At 48.6% G+C, this 26,551-nt stretch carries 22 protein-coding genes; 9 read left to right on the top strand and 13 right to left on the bottom strand.

Annotated elements, in window-relative coordinates; translation table 11 throughout:
• Position 1 precedes the first annotated feature (1 nt).
• The 5 genes from guaD to alc all read right to left on the bottom strand — a co-directional run bounded on the left by guaD (position 2) and on the right by alc (position 3,843).
• Positions 2-1,312 (bottom strand): guanine deaminase, encoded by a 1,311-nt coding sequence (guaD, locus tag ACOMHB_RS02220; protein WP_422136349.1) that lies wholly within the window; start codon positions 1,310-1,312, stop codon positions 2-4.
• On the bottom strand, positions 1,309-1,827 hold the full coding sequence (locus tag ACOMHB_RS02225) for an ureidoglycolate lyase (RefSeq protein ID WP_422136350.1): 519 nt from the start codon (positions 1,825-1,827) through the stop codon (positions 1,309-1,311). Before ACOMHB_RS02225 ends, guaD begins: the two co-directional genes overlap by 4 nt.
• A 119-nt stretch (positions 1,828-1,946) precedes the next feature.
• Complete coding sequence (gene uraH, locus ACOMHB_RS02230) at positions 1,947-2,285, bottom strand: hydroxyisourate hydrolase (RefSeq protein ID WP_422139551.1); 339 nt, start codon at positions 2,283-2,285, stop codon at positions 1,947-1,949.
• Positions 2,285-2,818 carry a 2-oxo-4-hydroxy-4-carboxy-5-ureidoimidazoline decarboxylase gene (gene uraD, locus ACOMHB_RS02235; protein WP_448215319.1) on the bottom strand — a complete coding sequence of 178 codons (534 nt, stop codon included), beginning with the start codon at positions 2,816-2,818 and terminating at the stop codon, positions 2,285-2,287. Before uraD ends, uraH begins: the two co-directional genes overlap by 1 nt.
• Complete coding sequence (gene alc / locus ACOMHB_RS02240) at positions 2,815-3,843, bottom strand: allantoicase (protein ID WP_448215320.1); 1,029 nt, start codon at positions 3,841-3,843, stop codon at positions 2,815-2,817. Before alc ends, uraD begins: the two co-directional genes overlap by 4 nt.
• 206 nt (positions 3,844-4,049) lie before the next feature.
• Between alc and puuE the strand changes: the two genes are divergently transcribed.
• Positions 4,050-4,982: an allantoinase PuuE gene (gene puuE, locus ACOMHB_RS02245; RefSeq protein WP_448215321.1), complete on the top strand. Its 933-nt coding sequence runs from the start codon at positions 4,050-4,052 to the stop codon at positions 4,980-4,982.
• Positions 4,983-5,098: 116 nt separating this feature from the next.
• Here puuE and ACOMHB_RS02250 read toward each other — a convergent pair whose 3' ends face one another.
• Together ACOMHB_RS02250 and ACOMHB_RS02255 are read right to left on the bottom strand one after the other, a co-directional pair.
• A complete protein-coding gene (locus ACOMHB_RS02250) occupies positions 5,099-5,632 on the bottom strand; it encodes a helix-turn-helix transcriptional regulator (RefSeq protein WP_422410844.1) in 534 nt (177 codons plus the stop codon).
• Positions 5,629-5,892, bottom strand: a complete 264-nt coding sequence (locus tag ACOMHB_RS02255) for a hypothetical protein (protein ID WP_448215322.1) — start codon at positions 5,890-5,892, stop codon at positions 5,629-5,631. The genes ACOMHB_RS02250 and ACOMHB_RS02255 overlap by 4 nt, the downstream gene beginning before the upstream one ends.
• A 288-nt stretch (positions 5,893-6,180) precedes the next feature.
• Here ACOMHB_RS02255 and ACOMHB_RS02260 point away from each other — a divergent pair, with 288 nt between their 5' ends.
• The 3 genes from ACOMHB_RS02260 to ACOMHB_RS02270 all read left to right on the top strand — a co-directional run bounded on the left by ACOMHB_RS02260 (position 6,181) and on the right by ACOMHB_RS02270 (position 9,614).
• Positions 6,181-7,644: a hypothetical protein gene (locus ACOMHB_RS02260; RefSeq protein ID WP_448215323.1), complete on the top strand. Its 1,464-nt coding sequence runs from the start codon at positions 6,181-6,183 to the stop codon at positions 7,642-7,644.
• Positions 7,645-7,887: 243 nt separating this feature from the next.
• The gene (locus ACOMHB_RS02265; protein ID WP_448215324.1) at positions 7,888-8,724 is read left to right on the top strand and encodes a hypothetical protein; all 837 of its coding nucleotides are present in this window, start codon (positions 7,888-7,890) and stop codon (positions 8,722-8,724) included.
• A 239-nt stretch (positions 8,725-8,963) separates the two neighbouring features.
• A complete protein-coding gene (locus tag ACOMHB_RS02270; RefSeq protein WP_448215325.1) occupies positions 8,964-9,614 on the top strand; it encodes a class I SAM-dependent methyltransferase in 651 nt (216 codons plus the stop codon).
• 4 nt (positions 9,615-9,618) lie between these two features.
• On the opposite strand, the gene ACOMHB_RS02275 is transcribed toward ACOMHB_RS02270, so the two are convergent.
• From ACOMHB_RS02275 to ACOMHB_RS02285, 3 genes are all read right to left on the bottom strand, one after another.
• Positions 9,619-9,789 (bottom strand): hypothetical protein, encoded by a 171-nt coding sequence (locus ACOMHB_RS02275; protein ID WP_448215326.1) that lies wholly within the window; start codon positions 9,787-9,789, stop codon positions 9,619-9,621.
• A gap of 128 nt (positions 9,790-9,917) precedes the next feature.
• On the bottom strand, positions 9,918-10,769 hold the full coding sequence (locus ACOMHB_RS02280; protein ID WP_448215327.1) for a hypothetical protein: 852 nt from the start codon (positions 10,767-10,769) through the stop codon (positions 9,918-9,920).
• A 389-nt stretch (positions 10,770-11,158) separates the two neighbouring features.
• On the bottom strand, positions 11,159-11,926 hold the full coding sequence (locus ACOMHB_RS02285; protein WP_448215328.1) for a TlyA family RNA methyltransferase: 768 nt from the start codon (positions 11,924-11,926) through the stop codon (positions 11,159-11,161).
• A 534-nt stretch (positions 11,927-12,460) separates the two neighbouring features.
• On the opposite strand from ACOMHB_RS02285, the gene ACOMHB_RS02290 reads away from it, so the two are divergent.
• On the top strand, positions 12,461-13,462 hold the full coding sequence (locus ACOMHB_RS02290) for a hypothetical protein (protein WP_448215329.1): 1,002 nt from the start codon (positions 12,461-12,463) through the stop codon (positions 13,460-13,462).
• Positions 13,463-13,478: 16 nt separating this feature from the next.
• Here the strand turns inward: ACOMHB_RS02290 and xdhC are convergent, their stop codons facing one another.
• Genes xdhC through xdhA form a run of 3 tightly spaced genes read right to left on the bottom strand, consistent with a single transcriptional unit; the run spans position 13,479 to position 18,091 of the window.
• Complete coding sequence (xdhC, locus tag ACOMHB_RS02295) at positions 13,479-14,321, bottom strand: xanthine dehydrogenase accessory protein XdhC (RefSeq protein ID WP_448215330.1); 843 nt, start codon at positions 14,319-14,321, stop codon at positions 13,479-13,481.
• Positions 14,308-16,668 (bottom strand): xanthine dehydrogenase molybdopterin binding subunit, encoded by a 2,361-nt coding sequence (gene xdhB, locus ACOMHB_RS02300; protein WP_448215331.1) that lies wholly within the window; start codon positions 16,666-16,668, stop codon positions 14,308-14,310. Before xdhB ends, xdhC begins: the two co-directional genes overlap by 14 nt.
• Positions 16,661-18,091 carry a xanthine dehydrogenase small subunit gene (gene xdhA / locus ACOMHB_RS02305; RefSeq protein ID WP_448215332.1) on the bottom strand — a complete coding sequence of 477 codons (1,431 nt, stop codon included), beginning with the start codon at positions 18,089-18,091 and terminating at the stop codon, positions 16,661-16,663. Before xdhA ends, xdhB begins: the two co-directional genes overlap by 8 nt.
• A gap of 353 nt (positions 18,092-18,444) precedes the next feature.
• Here xdhA and ACOMHB_RS02310 point away from each other — a divergent pair, with 353 nt between their 5' ends.
• From ACOMHB_RS02310 to ACOMHB_RS02325, 4 genes are all read left to right on the top strand, one after another.
• Positions 18,445-19,791, top strand: coding sequence for an NCS2 family permease (locus ACOMHB_RS02310; protein ID WP_448215333.1), 1,347 nt, complete (start codon positions 18,445-18,447; stop codon positions 19,789-19,791).
• 451 nt (positions 19,792-20,242) lie between these two features.
• On the top strand, positions 20,243-21,955 hold the full coding sequence (locus ACOMHB_RS02315) for a C2H2-type zinc finger protein (protein WP_448215334.1): 1,713 nt from the start codon (positions 20,243-20,245) through the stop codon (positions 21,953-21,955).
• Between the two features lie 299 nt (positions 21,956-22,254).
• Positions 22,255-24,522, top strand: a complete 2,268-nt coding sequence (locus ACOMHB_RS02320) for a C2H2-type zinc finger protein (protein ID WP_448215335.1) — start codon at positions 22,255-22,257, stop codon at positions 24,520-24,522.
• Positions 24,523-24,803: 281 nt separating this feature from the next.
• Positions 24,804-26,522, top strand: coding sequence for a C2H2-type zinc finger protein (locus ACOMHB_RS02325; protein ID WP_448215336.1), 1,719 nt, complete (start codon positions 24,804-24,806; stop codon positions 26,520-26,522).
• Positions 26,523-26,551: the final 29 nt, after the last annotated feature.

A 26,551-nucleotide genomic window follows, 5' to 3' on the forward strand; every position in this document is an offset into this window, starting at 1 on the left:
CTCAGCTTCTTCCTCGAGTTTCCTGGCCCATGATAATGGCTTTTTCAATGACCCGGTCGTCACCCATTACCATCAGTACACCCAGCAACTCTTCAAGTGTTTGTGTTTTCTCTGTTCTGAATTTCAACAAAGGTGTGGCTTCGGGATTAAGCACCAGAAAGTCTGCCTCGTTACCGACCCGGAAACTGCCAATGCGGTCATCGAGATGCAGGGCTCTGGCCCCACCCAGAGTGGCCAGGTAGAAAGCTTGAAGAGGAGATATCGTATTCTCACCCAACTGAGATACCTGATAAGCGTCTTTCATCGTGTTCAACAGACAAAGACTGGTGCCACCACCCACGTCTGTGCCCAGCCCGACACGAATATTTTTGTTTTTAGCATTAGAAAAACGGAATAAACCGCTGCCCAGGAACAGGTTGGAACCCGGACAGCAGGCAATGGATGAATCACTTTCAGCCATTCGCTCCCAACTCTCGTCGCACAGATGGATGGAGTGGGCAAAGATCGAGCGGGGACCCAGCAGACCATGCTGGTCATAAACATCCAGATAATTTTTACTGTCAGGAAACAGTTCCTGAACCCACTCTATTTCTTTGGGGTTTTCAGACAGGTGGGTATGCAGGTAGAGACCGTTATGTTCTCTGAGCAGTCTTCCAGCCAGGGTGAGCTGCTCGGAAGAAGAGGTTGGAGCAAAGCGGGGAGTGACGGCATAAGACAATCGACCCTTGTTGTGCCAGCGATCAATCAGTTGCTTTGACTCTTCATAGCTGCTTTCCGGGGTGTCGAGCAGGTAGTCTGGCGCATTGCGATCCATCATGACCTTGCCGGCAATCATACGCATCTTGCGCTTTTGCGCAGCTTCAAAGAAAGCATCAACTGATTGGGGAGAGACTGTGCCAAAAACCAGTGCGGTAGTCGTTCCACTGTTCAGGCACTGATCCAGAAACAACTCTGCAATGTCCCGGGCATATTCAGGATCTGAAAAGCGGGCTTCAGCAGGAAAAGTATACTGTTCCAGCCAGTCCAGCAGTTGCACTCCGCAACCTGCCATGACTTCCAGCTGGGGATAGTGCACATGAGTATCGATAAATCCCGGTATGATCAGCCTGCCTGAAAGGTCTCTGATTTCACAGTCTTCCGGCAGTTCTTGCAATAAGTTCTTGGCAGGGCCGCAGGCTTTGATACAACCCGACTCAACCAATAGTCCACCGTCGTCAAAGTATTCCCAGCTTTGTTCTCCCTTATCGGGATCGTCCAGAAAGTGGAGTACAGAAGCACGCCAGAAAACAGGGGTAGTTGCAGTGCTCGTCATAAGGGTGCTCCCACGGTCAGGGAAAGGTGGGCAGGGATTAAAACTTCGTCACAGTTGTGTCCTGGCCCGGCCCGGTCAATCACCAGATAGGAGATTCCGTCACCGGCAGAGAGTAGCGGATGATGCCAGGTGCCCGGATGGTAATTAATGCCCTGGGAACCATCAGTGATGAAACAGCGAATATGATTAAAGTCCGGCTCCGAGTGGTTATCAGGAGCAACAACAATCAAAAACGGCTGCTGCTCCAGAGGCATAAAGGTCTGGCTGCCCAGAGGGTGGCGTTCCAGCAAATCCAGTTGGTAGGGCTGTTTGATGGCTTGAGTGTGGTAAATATGAATAGCCACTTCCCCCACGGCATCGGTTTGAATTCGGGTGAGATCGTTAAACTTACGACAGCGGCCCTGATTGATGATCATGGCGTCACCACAGGCTTCGATCACATCGCCGAAGGGTTTGAAAGCTTCGGCAGACAAGGGCTCTACAGGGAGAGCCCGGGTGGTTAACGTGGTTGGCATGGAATGCCTCTTTATATTTATTTTCTGTTAGCTCAGGGCTTTTTGGGGCTAAGGGCTTTTCGCTAAGCACTTTGCAACGCTGTTCATGTTTGACTTACAGACCTTATGAACAATGGAAATCAGCTACCTCTGTAAGTCGAATACCCAAAGGGAGATATCAGCAATGGCACATGGTGGTGGCGATCGTCGCTGACTTCAAAAATGACCGGGACTTCCGGATAAAAGCATTTTTGTTCCAGCCGGTTAAAGTAATCCTGAATCGCAAAGTCCAGCTTATAAATGCCTTCCGGAAGGTTTACTTCGTCCGTAGTCAGACTGTTTACTCTTCCGTCGGCGTTTGTTATGCCCCGTCCAACCTCTACCCAGCTGTCTTCAGCCTGTTTGTATAGAGTGACAGGAACCTGGTCGGCAGGATGGCCACGAGCTGTGTCGAGGATATGAGTACTGATCCCGGTCATTAAATTACTCCTTCTTTGGCCAAAGAGGTGTTCTTGAGCATTTTGCACAGGCGAATACTGGTTATTTTATGCTGTTCAGCCGCTGCAATGGAGAGTTCTTCCTCTGGCTCGTTACTCAAACGTTCCTCCAGCAGCGTCAGCATCTCGCTGGCACTTTTGCCGGTAGCGCAGACAATGAAGATATAGCCAAACTGCCGTTCGTACTGTTCGTTGCCTTCAGCCAGTGCCTGGAGGGTTTTTTCATTGGCCTCATCGACGCCGGACTGCTCATGGCCTGCCATGGTTTGAGTATTCCTGTATTTTTCTTTCAGGCTGTTGATGTCACCGATTTTCGGGTGGGCATCAAACGCTTCCAGGTAGTCGGGCTTCTGGCAGTGAGACCAAACGGCATTAGCAGCAATCAGCAGGCTTTCAATATTAGCAAAGGGTCTTGCTACTACCATGGACTCAACCCACTGACCGCTGGCACAACACTGACGAAAAGTTTCTGATGCCTGCTCTTCGCTCAGGGTATTCAGTTCGTTCAATGTCATTTTGTGGGCTCCGGCTGACCGACAACTCTCAATCTTGATACGCCACCATCGGGGAAAATATTCAGGCGAACATGGGTGTATATTTCCTGAGTATTTTCCAGATTCTCTACAAAAGAGTGATTACGGTGAGCATGAAGTTTCTGTTCGCTCAGGATCGGGCGCCATTGTGCCGTGTCATCAGGCACTTCTCCCTCAAAATAACAGCCTTCCAGGCTTCCTCTGTCAGGATAGTTTCCTTTGAAGTGCAGGGTATCAATCTCAACCCGACCAATTTTACCAGGTGTCGCCAGCCTGATGATCATCCAGTCGTGACCGCCATTGCGTCTTCTGCGGGTTTCCCAGCCATCATGCATATCGGCACCGCGACCCGGACGAAGCAGGTTTTGCATCGGACTGAAGAAAGCGTCTGAACAGCTGACAGGGCGGGCTCCATTCATCAGAGCCGATAGATCAACGGGTTCGTTGGGAAGAAGGTGTTGAGTGTTAAAGAGGATTTTTCCATAAACTCTCAGGCGGGCAATACCGCCATCGGGGAAAATGGTCAGACGAATATGAGTGGCTTCGACAGGTTGGTCCAGACAGATCAGATTTCGGTGGTCGGCATCAACCGCCATTCTTGCAGTCATAGGCTGCCATTGGCTTTGTTCACTGGGGTCAGATTCGCTGGCGATGTATTCCAGCTGAACGGCGCCCGGTGCATTACCTTTGAAGTGGCGGGTATCGACTTCTACCCCTTCCACCATTCCCGGGGTCGCAAGTCTGACGATGACCCAGTCATGATCGCCGCTGCGGCGTCGGCGGGACTCCCAGCCGTCCATCCATTTGCCGTAAGCCGTGTATTTTTCCGGAAGAAAAACCGGCTCGGAGTCCAGCAAAAGGTTGTCTTTTTCAGCAAAGAAGTCATCGCTTGCAGACAGTACATCTCCACCCAGGGCACGGGCGGCCAGATCGACTTTTGTCTGTCGCCATAGCAGGGCTTCGTCAGAGCCGTCAGTGGTTGTTGAGCCATCAGTCATTGTATTCATCGCATATCCTGATTTTTGTTGGTTTTTTATTGGAGTATTATTGTCCCCAGCTAAAAGGGCATATCTTTCTGTGTTCTGGCAAAATGGATGTTGTAAATTATAAGCAAAATGTTGACCAAATGGTCAGACTTTGGGAGTTTATGCCATAGATACTACAGGTCAATCAATATATTGATTTAAACAAAAAAAATAAGTCGGAGTTTGCCATGAATCTCAGTGATAACCACTACCCCAGAGACTTAACAGGGTATGGAAATACCCCACCTCATCCGCAATGGCCGGGGCAGTCGCGGATTGCCGTTCAGTTTGTCATAAATTACGAGGAAGGTGGTGAAAACTCTGTACTTCATGGTGACAGGGGTTCAGAAGCTTTCCTTTCCGAAATTATTGGTGCCCAGTCGTATGAGGGGATGCGCCATATCAGTATGGAATCTATCTACGATTATGGGGCCAGGGCTGGTTTCTGGCGGCTGCACCGTATCTTCACCCAGAGAAACATTCCTGTGACGGTGTATGCCGTAGCCATGGCCATGCAGCGGAACCCTCAGGCGGTTGAGGCCATGCTGAAGGCTGACTGGGAGATAGCCAGCCACGGCTATCGCTGGATTGATTACCAGTTTCACGATCCTGATGAAGAGCGTGAGCATATGCAAAAGGCCATTCAAATTCACACAGAAATGACCGGCCAGAAACCTTCGGGTTGGTATACAGGTCGCTGCAGCCCCCAAACAGAGCAGCTGGTGGCAGAAGAGGGAAGTTTCCTCTACCACGCAGACAGTTATGCAGACGATCTGCCTTATTGGGATACCCGATTTGATCAGCCGCAGTTAGTCGTGCCTTATACGCTGGACTGCAATGATATGCGTTTTGCAACCGCTCAGGGTTTTAATTCTGGCGATCAGTTTTTCAGTTATCTGAAAGATGCGTTTGATGTGCTCTATGATGAGGGTGCTGATCAGCCAAAGATGATGTCAGTAGGGTTGCATTGTCGTTTGGTAGGCAGGCCGGGCCGTGCCGCTGCGCTGATGCGTTTTCTGGATTATGTGCAGTCGAAGGAAAAAGTATGGCTATGCACCCGTGAGCAAATCGCCCGCCACTGGCATGAGCATCATCCCTGCAACGAGACGGGTGCCCGATAGATTAATCTCGCTGAGCCCGTTTGAACCGTATCAATGGTCAGCGCAGATGGTGGCCATTGTGGAAATCATAGATTCGTTGAACTGTCTATGGCGGCGCCTCTCGTTTGGGAAGCCTGTCAATCACCTGCCAGCAAGCGGCCAAAAGCTTTCAGCTGATCAGGGTCTGAACTTCTGGTGGCTGAGGCCAGGTTAAGATGCCGATTGGCCTTTGCCAACTCCAGCAACGAATCATCAATCTCGTACTGTTTATTTTCTCTCAGCCAGGTCAGCAAGGTTTCAAGAGGCCAGAGTGCCTGTTTGCCCTCGTGAACCGGGGCGGGAAAACTCTCTGGATTACTGGTCATCAGTTTTCGCATATTCTGTCTTGAGAAACCCAGTAGCTCCGCTGTGTCCGTCAGCCCAACGAGGTCCGGTGAAGCTTCAAGAAGCCTGATATCAGGAATCACTGCTTTCACGTCCCGTATTGCGCTGCCAACGGCATCAGCAGCACTGGTGCCATCCCGGTCGAACATCATGGCCATTCGCCCTGCCTGACCAATACCAATCAACATGTCATTGCAACCCGCCTCGCCCAGCGCTTCGATAATATCATCAACGTCCTGAGCGCACTCTTTGATGCTGAAACGAAGGATAAATTCATAGGATTTCATAATCGCTCCTGGTGCATTGGTATGGTCAGAATGCAGTGATCTACGATCCTGCGAATTTGGCGCGCATGTTTCGTCGTATCTCTGGGTGTACTGTAAATACTGGAAATGCAGAATTCACCAAGCCGACACTCGGCATTATTAAACGGACAGTAGAGCCTGCCCCAAGCATGCGAGCAACCAACTTCAATACGCCAGCCTTTGCTTTCTGCATATTTCAATGCTGCTTCAATTTCTTTGTTCGGATGCTTTTTTCTTGGCATGGTTTGATCCTGATAAACTTAGCGATGATTCTTCAGGTTGTCAATTGACAACCTGAAAGTATTTGTTCAGAGGCAAACCGAACAGTCTGGTATAAAATCTCACTTTCGCCATTCAAGGGAGTGAATGTTATTTATCTGCTCTGTCATTGCTTTGAGTTTTTTCTACAGGCTCAACACCTGCTTTCACGTCAAAAAAGTCTGTAACGACACTTTAACAGGCAGTTTCTGAAACTTTTCGCTCCCATTGTTGTCAAACTTGCAAAGTGTAAATATTTAAGGAGAATTATTATGCAGGCTATCAGCGGTACATCATGGAAGGCTACGACTTCATCGTCTGACACGGCCGACATAAGCAATGACGATAAAAGCGTATGTGTCATCTGTCAGGTGGAATTCGATAAGAAAATCGTTGTAGATAGCTACGGGTATGCATTTAATTCTGATCAGCGTCAATGTGATAAGTGCATTGGAGTTCGGAAAATTACCTCTGCCACCCAGGTGACACTGGAGGCAGCAATTCGCGACGGGGACTTCTCTCTGGCACATCGGCTGGTCAATGACCATGGCGCTATTCTGACCGCAGATATTCTGAAAGTGGGCCTGGAAAGTGCCGCAAAAACCCTCAATGTCCAACAGGCCAGGAGCTTATTTGAACTTTCATCGTCCGAACCGGCCACTCAGGCGGTTGCCCGAACGGTATTGGATGGTGTACTGCAAAAAGCTCTAGCAAGTGCCAAGGCTACTACAAGTCTTCACATGCACCGCAATACCGTGGAATTTACCCGGCTTTTTTTCAACCATGACATCGTTAACAATGAGCTGGCGAATATTGCCCTGTATATCTGTGTTCTCAAAGATGATCTTGAGTCTGCACAAGAATTCAAAACAAAGTACCGGGCACAACTTGAGGCTACCCATTTCCAGACAGTTCTGAGGCAAATAGTCCAAGAATTGGAAGAGGGGATTTGTCTACAAAAAGGAAAAACCGATATTCTATTGGATCTGGTAACGCCTGATGCAGCCACTCAAACCATTGCCCAGGATATCCTGACGCATTTTCTGCAAAACGCGCTGCCGCAAGCCGTTAATATGAGCTGGCTCAAGTACAGCGGAATCAAGGAATTTACCGATCTTATTCTTAGTCATCACTTGGGTAATATTGAGCTGGCGAATATGGCCCTGGAGATCTGTGTTCTCAGAGGTGAACTTGAGTCTGCACTAAAATTCAAAACTGAGCACAGGGCACAACTAGGGGTTACTACTTTCCAGAAAGTTCTGCAGCAGATGGATTTGAAATCGGATACTAACCGGATCGATATCCTATTGAGTCTGGTAATGCCTGACGAAGCTGCTCAAACTATTGTCCTTGATATGCTGACGGGGCTGCTGCAAAACGCGCTGACTGAGTTTGAGAATATGTCCGATCCCGTATACCGCGATATCATGGCCTTTACACATATTGTTTTCCGCCATGAAATTATCAACTCGGCCCTGGTCAACACAGCACTGAGAATATGTATACTCAGGGAAGAGACTGAACAGGCACAAAAGATAAAAGCACTTTATGGTGCATTTGTTTTTGAAAAAGAATACGGAATGCACACAATTGAAAGTTTTGCTGAAAAAATTGGTTACAAGCTGACAACAGATCGGGCTAAAGACTATAGAAATATGGCGAGAATGATTCACCCTGATAAGCAGCAAAGTTCTGACGAACTAATGAAAGAATTAAACAGGCTCTACGATAAATAAACATTCAGTGAGGCGTTACTGTTTGGAGATAATCACCTAAAAAGATTACCCTCCTGCTGTGAGGGCCAATGTCTTTTCATTTCGTAAGGTGCTTCGTTATCCTGCAAGATGGCCCATTGCCTCTTCCAGGCCATTAAGAGCGTGTTGCAAAACTCTCTCCAGCGTGGGAACGAGTTGTTGGAGTTTTGCGACACCCTCCTATACTATCGATCCAGCACATAGCATTTAAAACTGAATATTGAAATGATTACTAAACTTGCAGCTCTATTACTTCTGGCGGTTACCTCTAAAATTTTTGCTCAACCCGATGGCTGTCTTGAACAAAACGCTTCAGCTTTACAAAAAACTGAGGCAAGGTGTCATCAGATGTCCGTCGAAACTGAAGAGGCGTTAGTATGTATAAATATTGATAGATCTAAAAAAAGAGACGAGACTTTTACTGGTTTGCTTCAAGACGGTTTGGAGAAGAGAACAGTATTAAAGTACCTTCCATTTGAAATAGAATATGAACTTTTTAACTGCATCAACGGGAATGAAAGGGATAATGATTTAGCACAGAAAATTGGTGACAATACGCCGGGAAAGGTTATATCTTTTAACATTAAAACAGATGATGGCAATCGCAACTACAAGCCTTCAAATTCATGGCAGGAACGATTCATAAAATGTATAAATCAAGGCTTACAAAATATTTTTGATGATTTCCCCCCAGAGTTTGGAAATCGTTTACCAGGAAATAAAACTTTTAGCGATTTTTATAAAGGTGGAAAAACGCCAACAACCTGCTTTCAGTTTGTGAACTTAATGGAGGTTAATTCACAATCATACCATGACGAACTTTACCTTCAACTTACAGCTTTAGAAAACTCAGACATAGAGGATCATTTCATTGCTCTTGCAATTTTAAACAATAACAAACTTGTTCATACATTCATTCATATTGGAGATAATGTTTGTGTAGGTAAAATGGGAGGTAGTGGTATTTATTTTCATACTGTTGAAGATATATTAAGTCATTACCAGGAGTATTATGAAACTCCTTTGAGTTTAGCGATTGCAAATATAAAAACTTTACAGTAGCCGTATGGTAAATAGAGCCTGCCCGAAAACCCATAAATAATCCGGTTCAGCAGGCAACAGTCAAAATTTTTTGATTAAAATTCAGCCCACGCATTTGTGGGTGCTACTTTTTGGTTGATTTCTGATCATTCATAGTGGGTAAAATTCATTTCTATCATTTAAATTTTTGCATTCTTCATCCATGATTACAGGCGACCCCTTTCCATACCTGCTAACTGATTGAATAGAAGAGCAATGTCATGTCCAGAACAACTCTGACCATAACACCTACAATTGCCACTTATCTCACTCATGCAGGCATGCGCGATCATCCTGTATTGAGTGAGCTGCGAGCCCGGATGGCAGACTTTCCTGAGGGCTACATGCAGGTTTCGCCGGAGCAGGGGGCTTTCATGCAAATGCTGGTGAAGATGAGTGGTGCAAGAAAGGGAATAGAGATCGGCACATTCACTGGCTACAGTGCTTTGGCAACCGTATTGGCCATGCCAGAAGATGGACACCTGACTTGCCTGGATGTTTCCGAGGAATGGACGAACATTGCCATAGAGCACTGGCAGAAAGCGGGGGTGTCGGAGAAAATAACCCTGAAAATTCAGCCTGCTCTGGACAGCCTGGCTCAAATGCAAGGTCAGGAGGGTTTGTTCGACTGGGTGTTCATCGATGCCGATAAAGAGAATTATCTGAATTACTACCGGCGCGGTGTTGAGTTAGTGAAGCCCGGCGGACTGGTGTTAGTGGACAACAGTCTCTGGGGTGGCTCGGTGGTGAATCCTCAGGATGCAGAAACCAGAGCCATTGACGAATGCAACCGCTTTATTCAACAGGATGACAGGGTTGATATGGTATTACTGCCGGTAAGCGACGGATTGATGATCGCTCGCAAGCGCTAGCCGTTCAGGGTGATGACGCCTTTCTGGCAATAATGAGAAACTCCCGGTTTCCATCACCCCCTTTGATCGGACTGTCAAAACAATCGTTGGTTTTCAGACCCTGCTCTTCGAGACAGCTTCGAATGGATGATTCTACTTCAGGATAGATAGTCTGCCAGTTGCAGGAATGCAACACTTGCACCTTTCCTTTAGCAATACTTCTGTGTCTGGGTGCCTGAGGCAGCAAGGCCGTTGTCTACCAGCAGACGATCCGCTCTTTCCATTCTGTATGCTCACCATGGGAGTTAGAAAACACGATGGGTATTAATCATCAACTACTACCACTATGATGCGTTTTTCTTCCAGATCATCATCATTTTCGCTGAGGTATACGATATTCCCAGCCCGATGAATCAGGGAATGTTCATTGGAAAATATAAGCCCGTTATTTTGGCCATCATATGAAAATGACTCCTCAGTGCCTTTATCAAGGAATATTTCTGCTGAATTAATACGCGATGAATTTTTGCCAATATCAAGCCCGCCTCCTGAATACTTTACACCCGTTCCAGTTGCGTTGGTATTGTCATTCAATTGGACGACCATGCTTTTTTTGCCGGGATCCTTATGCCAGGGCAAATCTTTAATTCCCCTTGAGGGAATTAATGGGTAACGAATCAGGACAAGATTAGAAACTTCTACCGAACGATCCCGCCATTGAAATTCATCGGCCATTTTTTCCAATGCCTCTGAGCATAGAGCCCGGATTTCATCCGATGAAGTAGCCAAGCAGTCCTTTCGGAAAGACTCTTTAATCAAATGACCATTTTTATCAAACTGAATTCGCTCTTCATAGCATAATTCGGCCATGAAAACGGGATTTTCATGATTTAACCCAAATTTCAGATCGTCAAATATTGTGCTTGATTCTATAACTTTTCCTACCATTCTTTCATTCAGCAGATGTTTGACAAAAGCCGAATTGAAATAACTTTTGTCGTCATCTATTTTGCGATTGGCCTCTTTTAAAACACTTTCAGAAAACACTGAGGAGACTCTTCTGAATGTATCGCCAAATTTTATGCCTTTGGCCTGCGTTTCAACAGAATATGCCGAGGTGGCATCTGAAAAAACCTGCATCGTTGGGCGGGAAGAAATATTATTAGACAACATCATTATCACTCCTTTGATCTATTAATTATTCAATTACAGGACTAACCAAACATCATTCAACGATTCTGGAGTGTCCAAAGCAGAATAGTTCAGCAAAAAAAGCGTATAAACTGGTAATTTCAACCATCCCCGATGATGAAACATGAGATGGTTGCCTTACTGACAAGAGATTACAGGGTAATCCCTCAGAAATTTGCTTTATCGCCCATACCTGCTTTTTACTTTGCTGGAAGCTGACTGAGTGTTGGTATCCTGTAAAGTCTGGACGTAATAAATTTAGGGCATTTTTTGTAAACATGACAGGCAGAAACACTGACGTTCTGGTCAGGAATTCTAACCTTGGCGGGTCCCTGTCAGGTCTGAAGTCTCCGGGACGGCTCAGTGGTAAATTCTCAGGGTGATGACGCCTTTCTGGCAATAATGAGAAACTCCCGGTTTCCATCACCCCCTTTGATCGGACTGTCAAAATAATCGGTGGTTTTCAGACCCTGCTCTTCGAGACAGCTTCGAATGGATGATTCTACTTCAGGATAGAGACCCTCATCCCGAACAATACCTCCTTTGCCCAGACCTGCTTTTCCCACTTCAAATTGCGGTTTGACCAGGCTGACCAGAAAACCTCCCTTTTTAATCAGCGGTGCCAGCGAAGGTATAATTTTGGTCTGGGAAATAAAAGAAACATCCATCACCGCCAGATCAAACCCGGCTCCGTTTTCAGTATGCTCTAACAGCTCCGGGCCAAGCTCACGTGCATTAATACCTTCCAGACAAACTACCCGCTGATCTTGCCGCAGTTTCTCTACCAGTTGCTCATGCCCTACTTCAATACCGACTACTTTCGTCGCGCCTGACTGCAGGGCACAGTCAGTAAAACCGCCCGTTGACTGACCCACATCAATCACGGTCATTCCCGTAATATCCAGGCCGGCTTTCTCCAGAGCACTTGCCAGCTTGAGTCCGCCACGGGAAACAAATCTATCCGACTCATCCAGAGTGACTTTCAGCTCTGCCTCTCCGGTCAGTTTCTCGCTGGGCTTTTTTACGGTTTGCCATTTGCAGGAATGCAACACTTGCACCTTTCTTTCAGCAATAAACTTCTGTGCCTGGGTGCGGGAGGCAGCAAGGCCGTTGTCTACCAGCAGACGATCCACTCTTTCCATTCTAATAACCGTATTGGGAAACAGATTATACCAATCGAACTTTCTAACTCCTTGTTGCGCTGAAGATTTGAGGGTGTCGCAAAACTCCAACAACTCGTTCCCACGCTGGGACCCAAAGAGCCTGAAAGCATGGGAACCAGAGTTTTGCGACACGCTTCATCACTGGAGTTAGAAAGCAAGACTGGCATAAAGTATAAGTACCTGTTCGTACAAAATCATATTTTCTTACTCATTCTGTGCTGACCTTTTAAAGGGTCAGGGGAACCATTTCCTGAGTTGAATGTCCAAATTAAGAGAAGGCAACCATCTGACAACGGAAGTCAGTCAATCAATGAACAGGAGTTTCTTATGAATATAAAGCCCATCCCCTCACCGCCGCCGAGTTTCACTGATTTCGCTAACATTGAGGCTTCAGCGAATGATCCTGCTCAAAAGCAGGATGATCTGTCTAAACAGATTGCAACTCTCGCTACACCTGAAGTTGCCAAGCAGATTCCTTTAACGGAAGGTAACCTGAGTCAGTTTAAAAAAGCGTTGGAAGAGCACAGCGTAACCGCCGCAGATGCAATGCATCACCCTCTGGCCTCTATTGTTGGCACCATGGATGGTTGTGTATCCGCTCTGAGTAAGGCGATTTTGAACCCAATACCCTTTACCTCACGGCGTCTTCCTGTTCTTCCTTTGCTTTCTTTCAAATACCTGGGCCTGAAAAAAACCTTGGCACTCTATATTGCTATTGGCGCAGCCGGAGGCTTTTACGGCAGGCTTAAGGCTGCTTCTGAAATCTACCAGAAGACACCTGAAGATAATCTGACAGAAACAATAACACGCCTCGAGAAGGAGTGTTCCGAGTTAAAGGAGCAAATGCTGGAAGCACGGCTTGAGCGGTTGAATGCGTTGAATAATTGTCGTCGACTGGCACCTTTGAAGATTTTTATAAATGATGCAAGTGTGCGTAATTTTTTCGAACGTACATTGAATGAATGTGTTGAATTGACGATGCCGACGGATATCCAGTTTTATGAGAAGGTACTGCAAAAACAGGCCTCAGACATTCAGGCTCTTAAAGTAAAGCTTCACAGTTTAGAAGAGAAAATGACCGAAGGTAGGGATGTTAAGCTGAAATTTCTGCGAACAGCTCTTGTTCTGGACGCCGAAGAGGCGGCGTTCGATCGCGTACAGGCATTACTGGACAGCGCAAAGGCCAACCCGGTAGTTCAGGATTTAGCTGGGCATGCCCGGCAGTTGGATGAGTTAGCAAATAGTTTGTCTGAGAATTCCAAGCTTCAGATGACATTTGAAGCTCAAAAAAAATATCTCGCAGCTAATAGCAATTTCAGTAAATTGCAGCATGACTTTATAGAAAAACAGGTGGAACTTATTAAAGCTCTTGTCAGCAAGCAACGGATTTTTATGGCTCGGGGCGAGGGCATGACGACGAAAAAGGAAGATAGAGAGGCATCTCGTGCAGGTGTTTCCGCTAGTGCAGATAGCCAATCTCAGACCTCTGGGGCGGCTGGTTCAAGCGCGGTATAAACCCACTTCCAAGCCTTCAGGCTTGGTGGTGGTCGTTTATTAATTTCTTGAGTGTCTGCCAGGGAATACCCTCCCTTTTTCGGACAAGGCTGTCACGAGAGCCATTTCTGACAGCCAGTATCTCTGCAGCAATGGCAATGGCGATCTCTGCGGGCTCTCTGCCTCCCACTTCATTGAGTCCGACCGGACATCTCATCTGCTCAATCCGTTTCGGGTTGAAGCCCTTATGCTCAAGACGCTTATGGAATCTGCTGGCTTTAGTCTCGGAGCCTATGACGCCCAACCAGCCAGTGTCTGATCGTTTTAATGCCTGTTCAGCAATCGCATAATCCAGCTGGTGATTGTGGGTGACCACCAGAATAAAGGCGTTTTCGGGCAGATCTGCCACTTCTTCATCAGGCTGTTCACTGAGAATACAGGTGACATTTTCAGGGGTATTCCGGGGGAAAAGTTCTGCCCGATTATCAATCCAGGTAATACGGCAATTCAGAGGCGTAAGAACATGAATAAGCGCTTTGCCAATATGCCCGGCCCCAAACAGAGCGATATGGAAGTGACAGCCTGCAATGGGCTCCAGCATCACGCTGACACTGCCACCGCAGCACTGACCTAACCGGGGACCCAGTGGGAAGTGCTCCATAACAGGCTCATGCTGATCTGAAGCCATCAGCTCCCTGGCTCTCTCAATCAGGAGAAACTCAAGATGCCCGCCACCCACAGTGTCAAAGCTTTTTTCTTCTGTGACCAGCATTTTACTGCCTGATTTTCTGGGCGCAGAACCGGCTGATCCCAAGATGGTCACCAGAACGCCAGGCAGACCAGAACGCTTGAGCTTTGACAGTGCGTCAATCCACTCCATAGGCGGCCTCCTCTTTTTTTAGAGGTTCTGTGTGGGGCCGCTCTTTAATTTTCGAGATGGCTTTCAGCACTCTTTCCGGAGTCGCGGGAACATCAATGTCCGGGCTGACGGTGTAGTCTGAAAGGCTCGAAACGGCATCACGTATTGCCGACCACACCGAGATGCTGAGCATCAGGGGAGGTTCGCCGGTGGCTTTGGAATGATAAATCGTATGCTCCGGATTATCCTGCTCGAACAACTCAACGTTAAAGATAGCCGGTAGATCTTCAATCGTAGGAATCTTGTAAGTCGCCGGGTTGTTACTAAGCAATCTTCCCTGCTCATCCCAGACCACTTCTTCAGTGGTCATCCAGCCCATACCCTGGATAAACCCTCCTTCAATTTGGCCACGGTCAATGGCGGGGTTCAGTGATCTGCCAACGTCGTGCAATATATCAACCCGCTCCACCCGGTATTCACCGGTCAGGGTATCCACCACCACTTCGGATACCGAAGCACCGCAGGCGAAATAATAAAAAGGGCGGCCACTGGCTGTTTCCCGGTCATAGTGAATCTCGGGAGTGCTGTAAAAGCCTGAGCTGGAGAGTGAAACCCGATTGAAGTAAGCGGCCTGAATCAGTTCAACAAAAGGAATGGTCCGCTCTTTCATGTGGACATGACCATCAGCGAACTGAATATCTTCAGGTTGTTCCTGATAATGTTCGGCAGCGAATGTTATCAGGCGATCACGAATTTTTTGACAGGCATCCTGTGCGGCCTTGCCGTTCAGGTCACTGCCGCTGGAAGCCGCCGTCGGAGAGGTGTTGGGTACCTTGTCGGTTCGGGTGGAGGTCACTTGTACCTGATCCAGGCCAACCCCAAATTCATGAGCAACCACCTGGGCCACTTTAACGTAAAGCCCCTGTCCCATCTCGGTACCGCCATGATTTACCTGAATACTGCCGTCTGTGTAGACATGGACCAGAGCGCCAGCCTGATTGAGATGTTTGGCCGTGAAAGAGATACCAAACTTCAGCGGGGTCATGGACAAGCCTTTCTTTAATACCGGGCTGTTCCGGTTGAACGCTGTAATCTCCTGCCTGCGCTTTCGGTATTCAGAACTCTCTTCCAGTTTTGCCATCAGCTCCGGCAGAACATTGTGTTCAAAGGTCTGGTGGTAATGAGTGACATTTCGTTCGCCAATGCCGTACAGGTTATTCAGGCGAACATCCAGTGGGTCAAGACCGGTAGCACGAGCAATGTCGTCCATTGCCCGCTCTATTATCAACATGCCCTGAGGCCCGCCAAAGCCTCTGAATGCGGTGTTGGAAGCAATGTTGGTTTTGCAGCGGTGACCAGTGACTATGGCATTATCGAGATAGTAAGCATTGTCGGAATGAAACATGGCCCTGTCGACAATAGCGTCTGTCAGGTCGGGGGAATAACCGCCATCACCTGCGACCTCTATATCTATCCCCTTGATAACTCCTTTACTGTCAAAGCCTGCCCGATAACGGTGTCTGAAAGGGTGGCGCTTGCCGGTGGACATCATGTCCTGTGAGCGGTCGACCCGAAATTTTACGGGTTGTCCGGTTTTACTGGCCAGAAGTGCTGCAATACAGGCCGGACCAGCAGCCTGGGTTTCTTTACCGCCAAAGCCTCCCCCCATGCGTCGAACGTCCGCCACGACTTTGTGCAAAGGAATGCCCAGAACTTCTGCAACCAGCTTCTGCACTTCAGAAGGGTGCTGGCTGGAGGTGTAAATATGGTATTGGTTATCTTCCAGAGGGACGACGCTGGCAATCTGTCCTTCCAGATAAAAGTGTTCCTGGGCACCGTTGCTCATGGCACCTTCGAGTCGTCTGGGTGCTTCGGCAATGGCACGATGGGCGTCGCCTTTATGCATCACATGTTCAGGTCTGAGAAAGGATTCTTCCTGCATGGCCTGATCAATGCCCAGCACAGGCTCTAACGCCTTATATTCAATGTTTGCTTTTCTGGCCGCTTTTTTGGCAGCCAGATGAGACCTGGCCGCTACCGCAAAGACCGGCTGACCGATATAGTCGACCTTGCCATCAGCCAGCAACATATCACCAGGGTAAACCGGGCCAATGTCTTTGTGTCCGGGAATGTCGTCAGCGGTGACGACCATGACCACACCGGGACTGTTTTTGACTGCCTCCAGATCCATGCTGATGATTTCAGCATGGGCCTGGGTAGACAGGCCAAATCCGGCGTGTAACTGACCTGCCATTTCGGGTCGATCATCGATATAGGTGGCTTTGCCGCTGACATGCAGATGGGCACTGTCGTGTTTGGCTGTCTTCGGGGAAGACCGGGTTTTGCTGATATCCGGTAACTTACGCATGAGCAATGATCCTTGCAGTTTGTCCGGACATTTCCAGAAAGTATCTTTCCAGCAGGTTGCAGGCTGCCTGCAATCGATAGTCGCTGCTGCCCCTGACATCGGACAGTGGTGTGAATTCTGAACGAATGGCTTTCTGGGCCTCCTGCAGAGTAGTGGCGCTGGCCTCTTTTCCTGTCAGGGCTTTTTCGCAGGCCAAAGCCCGTTTGGGTATAGCTGCCATACCTCCAAATGCGACTCTGGCACGGGTAATGATTCCGTTGTCGTTCAATTCCAGATTGATGGCGGCCAGAACGGCAGATATATCATCACCATAACGTTTGCTCAGCTTGTAAACCCTGAGTTGATGCGGCTTGAGTGGAATGCGAATGCGGGCAATAAATTCACTTTCTTCGAGCAGCGTCTTTTTGTAGCCCAGGAAAAAATCTTCCAGAGGCAGGGATCTGATGGTGTTGCCTTTACGCAGCTCAACCTTTGCATCCAGTGCCAGTAACACAGGAGGCGTGTCGCCTATGGGCGAGGCATTACCGATATTGCCGCCCAGAGTGCCCACATTTCGAATCTGTTGTGAGCCCAGACGTGAAAGCATTTCTGCAAACTCAGGAAAGTGTCTGGCCAGCAGAGGTTCCAGCTGACGGAAGCTGGCCGCAGAGCCAATGATCATTTCCCGGTCGCTACAGCTGATCTCTTTTAACTCATTGACTGAGGTCAGAGTGACCAGCGACGGTAAATCCTTCATCTGTTGAGTCACTTCCAGCCCAAGGTCGGTGCCACCGGCCAGTAATCTGGCTTGTGGATGTTGCAACAGATAATCAGCCAGCGCCTGCTCGGAATCGGGCATGAACACACCATTGGCGGTGTTATCGAGCCGGGCTTGCAGTGCGTTGAGTTTCTCAACGATCTCCTGTTCCTGATGCTTGAAGCGGTCAGAAGGTGTCAAGCTGGCGATTTCATCAGCAGCATCAACGATAGATTGGTAGCCGGTACAACGGCAAAGGTTGCCACCCAGAGCTTCAGTAATGTCAGGTCTGTTAGCGGGGGCTTCATGATGGAAGGCAAACAGGGACATGATAATGCCGGGCGTACAGAAACCGCACTGAGAGCCATGGTGATCCACCATGGCCTGTTGAACAGGGTGCAGTTTTTCACCTTCAGCAAGATCTTCAACGGTGATCAGTTGCTTGCCGTTAAGTGCCGGTAGCAAAGCAATACAGGCGTTGATGGTCTGATAGTTCAGACGGTCGTTCTCCGGCTCCGCAACCACCACAGTGCAGGCACCGCAGTCGCCTGAACAACAGCCCTCCTTGGTGCCGGTTTTTCTATCCGGATTGTGGCTGTGATTACCCCGGAGGTAGTCCAGTACGGTGGTATCGGAGGGAGTGTCTCTAAGTTCAACCAGAGTCTCGTTGAGCAGAAATCGAATCACGACGACTGACTCCTTTATTCTAATTCTCTATAGGGAAAAATATTCTGCATGGTCGTTTTTTTGTTTTTGATTTACGTAGAATATTTTTCTTAGCTCATATCTGCGACTTGTAATTTGACTATTTGGTCGGGAAAATAGCAAGCGAAATCAGCAAAATGCTGGTATTAAAAACAGGCTGGTATTAAAGAGGCAGGCAGCAGACTCAGCTGTCCTGGAACGAATAATGCCATCAAAAAAGCCTCGTATACCTTTGGATCGTTTTTTATTGACCCGGGGTAAATTCAGTATTATCAGTTTTGATCAGTTGCTTGGATCATTGCATCGATAAGAACAACAATTATATGGAGTCTGGAATGGATAACGCTGAAATGTCACCCGTTATGGGTGGGGATAAGAGTGCACCACTGCTCGATCGTCTCTTCAAACTCAGTGCCAAAAACACGACAGTAAAAACTGAAGTGATGGCAGGTCTGACGACCTTTATTACCATGTGTTATGTGGTGTTTGTCATTCCGGGCATGCTCGGTGATGCCGGGATGGATAAGGGAGCCCTGTTCACTGCCACCTGCCTGGTTGCGGGTCTCAGTACCATTGCTATAGGTCTTTTCGCTAATTGGCCTGTGGGACTGGCTCCGGGTATGGGGTTGAACGCCTTCTTTGCCTACGCGGTGGTGCTGGGCATGGGTTACACCTGGCAAGAAGCCATGGGTGCTGTATTTTGGGGCGGCGTAGGCTTTATGTTGTTGAGCCTGTTCAAAGTCAGGGCATGGATTGTAGACAGCATTCCTGTGGGTCTCAGAGTCGGAATCACCAGCGGTATTGGCCTCTTCCTGGCACTGATTGGTCTCAAAAATGCCGGCATTGTGGTGGCCAGCCCGGGCACCATAGTGACGTTGGGGGACATCACCCAGTTTGGCCCCATGATGGCCTGTCTCAGTTTGTTTCTTATTCTGGGTCTGGCATTCCGTGGCCTTAAAGCCGCTGTGCTGATCGCTATTGCCGTTGTTACCTCTATTGCCCTGTTGGCCGGTGACGTTACCTTTAGTGGTGTGGCTTCAGCACCACCCAGCATGATGCCTATCGTTGGTGGACTGGACATTATGGGCGCTCTCAACCCTGAAATGCTGGGTGTCATTATTGCCTTCATGTTCGTCAATCTGTTTGATACGACAGGTACCCTGATTGCTGTGGGCGACAAGGCCGGTCTGGCTGACAAAGACGGCAAAATGCACAACATGAACAGAGCCATGATCACTGACGGTACAGCTTCATGGGCGGGTGCACTGGTGGGTACACCGACGGTCACTTCCTACGTTGAAAGTGCTTCAGGTGTGGCCGCAGGAGGTCGCACCGGTCTGACAGCGGTTACCATTGGTTTGCTGTTTTTGCTCTGTGCTTTCTTCTCTCCCCTGGCCGGGATGGTACCTGCTTATGCAACTGCGGGAGCGCTGATTTATGTTGCCGTTCTGATGGTGGGCAGCCTTGCTAATATCGACTGGAACGATCTGACTGAAGCCGGACCGGTCATGATGACCGCTATCATGATGCCACTGAGCTTCTCTATTGCTAATGGTATTGCTCTGGGATTCATCGCTTATCCGGTGATTAAAGTTCTGGCCGGACGTTCCAGCGATGTCAGTATCAGTGTCTGGGTATTGGCTGTGCTCTTTGTCCTCAAGTTTGTGTTCTTTGGCGTTTAAGCTTCTCTGGCTTGCTCATTTCTGGTGAGCAAGCCTGTTCACTTTCAATCTGTGTAGATTATGGCTTCAGCTCTGTGATCGTCGCTGAGTTCATTGCTTTTATCAAACCGGGCTTTACGACAGTCATCAGATATAAAACATCGGCGTTTCAGTAAAATTCCATAACCTTTGTCATGGGTGAGAGAATCCAGGAACCACTATGTTTTAGTTTCGTGCCCCTCATCTTCTCGTCTATCCTCACCGCTCCTATCCCTGGAAAACAAAGGATAGAACCATTAACAGCCTACTCTCCCACATATTGGTCTTTTTGCCTTTCGTCTGCCCGGTTGAGCCACAGACTTATTGTTTTATCGTTGAGGTTGATCAGAATGAGGCTTCGACAAGCCAGAGTTTTTCTATAAAAACTGAGCCGGACCTATTAACTGCAATGCCAATGACCGATTGGAGGCTAATGCAAAACGAACCATCACACATGACCAGCACAGACGGATATTCAGGGTCAGGCATGCTACCCGATGACAAACCCAGTCGGCGAAACCAACTTCAGATCATCACCTTGATGTACGGAACGGGCGGCGGTAACTATTCCCGGACAACGGGGTCAGAGGATCATGGACAGTCATTCAGTAGACATTCAGAAAAATCACATTATTTATACGACAACGACAACGACAACGACAACAATGATGAAAATTCGGGTCAGCCCACCGACTCCCGACATAGCCTTGACAAAAATTGCCATGAACAGCCCTGTTGTAATCAACAAGGAGTCTGTATCTTCGCTCCTTACAAAAGTACCCACTGTCGTTCAACCTCAGATGACTCTTTCGCTAGCACAACAGATGTCTATTTGCAGACAGGAGATCAGGAATCTGACCCGGTAAGCCATCCTGCCAAAGCACCGAGAGTTGTCTCAGGAGCTGACAGCACGACCGGTTCATCATTAAAACTAAATCCACCTCCTGCGAAAAAACAAAAGAAGACGGACTCCAAAAAATACCGATGTGATCACCCCGGCTGTGACAAATTACTTGGCTCACAAGCCTCATTGCGCAATCACAAAAGTCAATATCATTCCGGAGAACGGACCTGCCCTGAGTGCCAGAAGACCCTGCCAAACGCTCAAACCCTTTCGACTCACATAAGAAAAGATCACAGCGGAGAGCAAACCTGCCCTGAGTGCCAGAAGATCCTACCAAGCGCTCAAGACCTGTCGAATCACAAAAGTAAATATCACAGCGGAGAGCAAACCTGCCCTGAGTGCCAGAAGACCCTGCCAAACACGAAAGTCCTGTCGGATCACAAAAGAAAATATCACACGGGAGAGCAAACCTGCTCTGAGTGCCAGAAGCCCATGCCAAACGCTCAAGTCCTGTCGGTTCATAAAAGTTTATATCACAGAGGAAAGCAAACCTGCCTTGAGTGCCGGACGACCATGCCAAACGCTCAAGCCCTGTTGGCTCACAAAAGAAAAGTTCACAGCGGAAAGCAAACCTGCACTGAGTGCCAGAGAACCTTGGCAAACGCTCAGTCCCTGTCGGCTCACAAAAGTCGATATCACAGCGGAGAGCAAACCTGCCCAGAATGCCAGCAGACCCTGCCAAACGCTCAAGCCCTGTCGACTCACAGAAGAAAAGATCACACCGGAGAACAAACCTGCCCTGAGTGCCAGCAGACCTTGCCAAACGCTCAAGCCCTGTCGACTCATAGAAGAAAAGATCACACCGGAGAGCAAAGCTGCCCTGAGTGCCAGCAGACCCTACCAAATGCTCAAGCTCTGTCGGCTCACAAAACTCGATATCATACCGGAGAGAAAACCTGCCCTGAGTGCCAGAAGATCCTGCCAAATGCGAATGCCTTGTCGGCTCACAAAAGTCGATATCACAGCGGAGAGCAAACCTGCCCTGAGTGCCAGAAGATCCTGTCAAACGCTCAAGCCCTGTCGGATCACAAAAGACACTATCACAGCGGAGAGCAAACCTGCCCAGAGTGCCTGAAGACCCTGCCAAACGCTAAAGCCCTGTCGGTTCATAAAAGTCGATATCACACTGGAGAGAAAACCTGCCCAGAGTGCCGGAAGACCCTGCCAAACGCGAAAGTCCTGTCGAATCACAGAAGAAAACACCGGAAACGAAAGCTCGATGATGTAGAGTCAAGTCATTGATTTCTGCTTGTCACAGGCCCGGGAGGGAAAGGCACTGCACACGTTTGGGCATGATCTGAAGTGCAATGCTCACTATCGTCTATCCTCACTGCTCCTATCCCAAGAAAACAAAGGATAGAATTATTAAAAGTCTACTCTCGTACGTATTGGTCTTTGTGTCTTTCGTTTGCCCGGTTGAGCCGCAGACTTATCGTTTTATCGTCGAGGTTAATCAGAATGAGGCTTCGACAAGCCAGAGTTTTTCTATAAAAACTGAGCCGGATGTATTAACTGCAATGCCAATGACCGATTGGAGGCTAATGCAAAACGAACCATCACACACGATCAGCACAAACGGATATTCAGGGTCAGGCATGCTACCCGATCACAAACCCTCCAGGCGAAATAAACTTCAGATCATCACTTTGATGTACGGAACGGGCGGCGGTAACGATGCCGGGACAACAGGGTCAGAGGATCATGATCAGTCATTCAATAGACATTCAGAAAAATCGCATTATTTATACGACAACGACCATAATGATGAAAATTCGGGCCGACCCACCGACTCCCAACATAGCCTTGACAAAAATTGTCATGAACAGCCCTGTTGTAATCAACAAGGAGTATGTATTCTCGCTCCTTCGGCAAGTACCCGGTGTCGTTCAACCTCAGATGACAGTTCCTTTTGCACAACAGATGTCTATCGGCAAATAGGCGATCAGGAATCTGGCCCGGTAAGTCATCCTGCTGAAGGTCCTACAGTTGTCTCAGAAGCTGGAAGTACAACCGATCCATCATTAAAATTAAATCCACCTCCTGCGAAAAAACAAAGGAAAGCAGGCTCCAAAAAGTACCGATGTGATCACCCCGGCTGTGAAAAATCACTTAGCTCTCAAACCTCGTTACACACTCACAAAAGTCTATATCACACCGGAGAACGAACTTGCCCTGAGTGCCAGAAGCCCCTGCCAAACGCTCAAGCCCTGGCGTTTCACAAAAGAAATGCTCACACCGGAAAGCAAACCTGCCCTGAGTGCCAGAAGACCCTGCCAAATGCGAATGCCCTGTCGGCTCACAAAAGTCGATATCACACCGGAGAGCAAACCTGCCCTGAGTGCCAGACGACCCTGTCACACACTCAAGCCCTGTCAGATCACAAAAATCGATATCACACCGGAGAGCAAACCTGCCCTGAGTGCCAGAAGACCCTGCCAAACGCTGAAGCCCTGTGGACTCACAAAAGAAAAGAACACACCGGAGAGCAAACCTGCCCTGAGTGCCAGAAGATCCTGCCAAATGCGAATGCCTTGTCGGCTCACAAAAGTCGATATCACAGAGGAGAGCAAACCTGTCCTGAGTGCCAGACGACCCTGTCACACAATCAAGCCCTGTCAGATCACAAAAAACGATATCACACCGGAGAGCGAACCTGCCCAGAGTGCCTGAAGACCTTGCCAAACGCTCAAGCCCTGTCGGTTCATAAAAGTCGATATCACGCTAGAGAGAAAACCTGCCCAGAGTGCCAGAAGCCCCTGCCAAACGCGAAAGCCCTGTGGGCTCACAAAAAAAAATATCACACCGGAGAACAAACCTGCCCAGAGTGCCAGAAAACCCTGCCGAACTATCAAACCCTGGCGTATCACAAAAGAAAAGAGCACACCGGAGAGCAAGTCTGCCCTGATTGCAAGGAGCCCCTGCGAAACGCTCAAGCCCTGTCGACTCACAAAAAAAAATATCACACCGGAGAACAAACCTGCCCTGAGTGTCAGAAGGCCCTACCAAGCACTCAAGCCCTATCGGCTCACAAAATTCGTTATCACTGCGGAGAGCAAACCTGCCCTGAGTGCCAGAAGACCCTGCCAAACCCTCCAGCCCTCTGGGCTCACAGAAGAAAAGAACACAGCGGAGAGCAAACCTGCCCTGATTGCCAGAAGGCCCTTCCAAACGCGAAAGCCCTGTCGACTCACAAAAGTCAATATCACACCGGAGAGCAAACCTGCCCAGAGTGCCAGAAGACCCTGCCAAACGCTCAAGCCCTGTGGGATCACAAAAGAAAAGAACACAGCGCAGAGCAAACCTGCCCAGAGTGCCGGAAGACCCTGCCAAACGCGAAAGCCCTGTCGAATCACAGAAGAAAATATCACACCGGAGAACAAACCTGCCCTGAGTGCCAGAAGGCCCTACCAAGCACTCAAGCCCTATCGGCTCACAAAATTCGTTATCACTGCGGAGAGCAAACCTGCCCTGAGTGCCAGAAGACCCTGCCAAACCCTCCAGCCCTGTGGGCTCACAGAAGAAAAGAACACAGCGGAGAGCAAACCTGCCCTGATTGCCAGAAGGCCCTTCCAAACGCGAAAGCCCTGTCGACTCACAAAAGTCAATATCACACCGGAGAGCAAACCTGCCCAGAGTGCCAGAAGACCCTGCCAAACGCTCAAGCCCTGTGGGATCACAAAAGAAAAGAACACAGCGGAGAGCAAACCTGCCCAGAGTGCCGGAAGACCCTGCCAAACGCGAAAGCCCTGTCGAATCACAGAAGAAAACACCGGAAACGAAAGCTTGATGATGTAGAGTCAAGTCATTGATTTCTGCTTGTCACAGGCCCAGGAGGGAAAGGCACTGCACACGTTTGGGCATGATCTGAAGTGCAATGCTCACTATCGTCTATCCTCACTGCTCCTATCCCAAGAAAACAAAGGATAGAATTATTAAAAGTCTACTCTCGCACGTATTGGTCTTTTTGCCTTTCGTTTGCCCGGTTGAGCCGCAGACTTATGGTTCTATCGTTGAGGTTGATCAGAATAGGGCCTCGACAAGCCAGAGTTTTTCTATAAAAACTGAGCCGGGCATATTACCTGCAATGCTAATGACCGATTGGAGGCCGAGGCAAAACGAACCACCACAGATTAGCAGCACAAACGAATATTCCCGGTCAGGCATACCAATCGATGACAAACCCTGTCGGCGAAACAAACTTCAGATCATCACTTTGATGTACGGAACGGGCGGCGGTAACTATTCCCGGACAACGGGGCCAGAGGATCATGGTCGGTCATTCAATAGACATTCAGAAAAATCGCATTATCTCTACGACAAAGACCATAATGATGAAAATTCGGGTCGGCCCACTGACTCCCGACATAGCCTTGACAAAAATTGCCATGAACAGCCCTGTTGCAATCAACAAGGGGTTTGTATCTTCGCTCCTTCCACAAGTACCCAGTGTCGTTCAACTTCAGATGACTCTTTCGCTTGCATAACAGATGTCTATCTGCAGACAGGCGATCAGGAATCTGGCCCGGTAAGCTATCCTGCCAAAGCACCGAGAGTTGTCTCAGGAGCTGACAGCACGACCGGTTCATCATTAAAACTAAATCCACCTACTGCGAAAAAACAAAAGAAGGCGGACTCCAAAAAATACCGATGTGATCACCCCGGCTGTGAAAAATCATTTAGCTCTCAAGCCTCAATGTACAATCACAAAAGTCAATATCACACCGGAGAACGAACCTGCCTCGAGTGCCGGAAGCCCTTGCCAAACGCTTATGCCCTGACGGTTCACAAAAGAAAAGATCACACCGGAGAGCAAACTTGCCCTGATTGCCAGAAGAGCGTGCCAAATGCGAAAGCCCTGTCGGATCATAAAAGAAAATATCACACGGGAGAGCAAACCTGCCCTGAGTGCCAGAAGCCCCTACCAAGCGCTCAATGCCTGTCGGCACACAAAAGAAAAGATCACACAGGAAAGCAAACCTGCCCTGAGTGCAAGAAGATCGTGCCAAACGCTCAAGCCCTGTCGGATCACAAAAGAAAAAAACACAGCGGAGAGCAAACCTGCCCTGAGTGCCAGAAGTCCCTGTCAAACGCTCAAGCCCTGTCAGACCACAAAAGAAACTATCACACGGGAGAGCATACCTGCCCTGAGTGCCAGAAGCCCCTGCCGAACGCGAAAGCCCTGTCGTATCATAAAAGAAAACATCACACGGGAGAGCAAACCTGCCCTGAGTGCCAGAAGAACCTGCCGAACACTTTAGCCCTGTGGGCTCACAAAAGAAAAGATCACAGCGAAGAGCAAAACTGCCCTGATTGCCAGACGACCCTGCCGAACGCGATAGACCTGTCGTATCATAAAAGAAAATATCACACGGGAAAGCAAACCTGCCCTGAGTGCCAGAGAACCCTGGCAAACGCTCAGTCCCTGTCGGCTCACAAAAGTCAATATCACTCCGGAGAGCAAGCCTGCCCTGAATGCCAGCAGACTCTGCCAAGCGCTCAAGCCCTGTTGAATCACAAAAGAAAATATCACACAGGAGAGCAAACCTGCCCTGAGTGCCAGAAGACCCTGCCGAACAACCAAGCCCTGTGGGCTCACAAAAGAAAATATCACACAGGAGAGCAAACCTGCCCAGAGTGCCAGACGACCCTGCCAAATGCTCAGGCTCTGTCGGCTCACAAAACTCGACATCACAGCGGAGAGCAAACTTGCCCTGAGTGCCAGAAGACCCTGTCAAACACGAAAGCCCTGTCGGATCACAGAAGGCAACACCGAAAACGAAAGCTTGGTGATGTAAAGTCAAGTGATTGACTTCTGCTTGTTACAGGCTCAGGAGGGAA

It is taken from the genome of Endozoicomonas sp. 2B-B (genome assembly GCF_053470045.1).

Coding starts and splice junctions, on each gene's coding strand:
- xdhB (WP_448215331.1), bottom strand. CDS start 16,668: ATGCGTAAGTTACCGGATATCAGCAAAACCCGGTCTTCCCCGAAGACA.
- ACOMHB_RS02260 (WP_448215323.1), top strand. CDS start 6,181: ATGCAGGCTATCAGCGGTACATCATGGAAGGCTACGACTTCATCGTCT.
- uraD (WP_448215319.1), bottom strand. CDS start 2,818: ATGACATTGAACGAACTGAATACCCTGAGCGAAGAGCAGGCATCAGAA.
- ACOMHB_RS02225 (WP_422136350.1), bottom strand. CDS start 1,827: ATGCCAACCACGTTAACCACCCGGGCTCTCCCTGTAGAGCCCTTGTCT.
- ACOMHB_RS02315 (WP_448215334.1), top strand. CDS start 20,243: ATGCAAAACGAACCATCACACATGACCAGCACAGACGGATATTCAGGG.
- ACOMHB_RS02265 (WP_448215324.1), top strand. CDS start 7,888: ATGATTACTAAACTTGCAGCTCTATTACTTCTGGCGGTTACCTCTAAA.
- ACOMHB_RS02325 (WP_448215336.1), top strand. CDS start 24,804: ATGACCGATTGGAGGCCGAGGCAAAACGAACCACCACAGATTAGCAGC.
- puuE (WP_448215321.1), top strand. CDS start 4,050: ATGAATCTCAGTGATAACCACTACCCCAGAGACTTAACAGGGTATGGA.
- ACOMHB_RS02255 (WP_448215322.1), bottom strand. CDS start 5,892: ATGCCAAGAAAAAAGCATCCGAACAAAGAAATTGAAGCAGCATTGAAA.
- ACOMHB_RS02280 (WP_448215327.1), bottom strand. CDS start 10,769: ATGATGTTGTCTAATAATATTTCTTCCCGCCCAACGATGCAGGTTTTT.
- guaD (WP_422136349.1), bottom strand. CDS start 1,312: ATGACGAGCACTGCAACTACCCCTGTTTTCTGGCGTGCTTCTGTACTC.
- alc (WP_448215320.1), bottom strand. CDS start 3,843: ATGAATACAATGACTGATGGCTCAACAACCACTGACGGCTCTGACGAA.
- xdhC (WP_448215330.1), bottom strand. CDS start 14,321: ATGGAGTGGATTGACGCACTGTCAAAGCTCAAGCGTTCTGGTCTGCCT.
- ACOMHB_RS02270 (WP_448215325.1), top strand. CDS start 8,964: ATGTCCAGAACAACTCTGACCATAACACCTACAATTGCCACTTATCTC.
- ACOMHB_RS02310 (WP_448215333.1), top strand. CDS start 18,445: ATGGATAACGCTGAAATGTCACCCGTTATGGGTGGGGATAAGAGTGCA.
- uraH (WP_422139551.1), bottom strand. CDS start 2,285: ATGACCGGGATCAGTACTCATATCCTCGACACAGCTCGTGGCCATCCT.
- ACOMHB_RS02285 (WP_448215328.1), bottom strand. CDS start 11,926: ATGGAAAGAGTGGATCGTCTGCTGGTAGACAACGGCCTTGCTGCCTCC.
- ACOMHB_RS02250 (WP_422410844.1), bottom strand. CDS start 5,632: ATGAAATCCTATGAATTTATCCTTCGTTTCAGCATCAAAGAGTGCGCT.
- ACOMHB_RS02320 (WP_448215335.1), top strand. CDS start 22,255: ATGCAAAACGAACCATCACACACGATCAGCACAAACGGATATTCAGGG.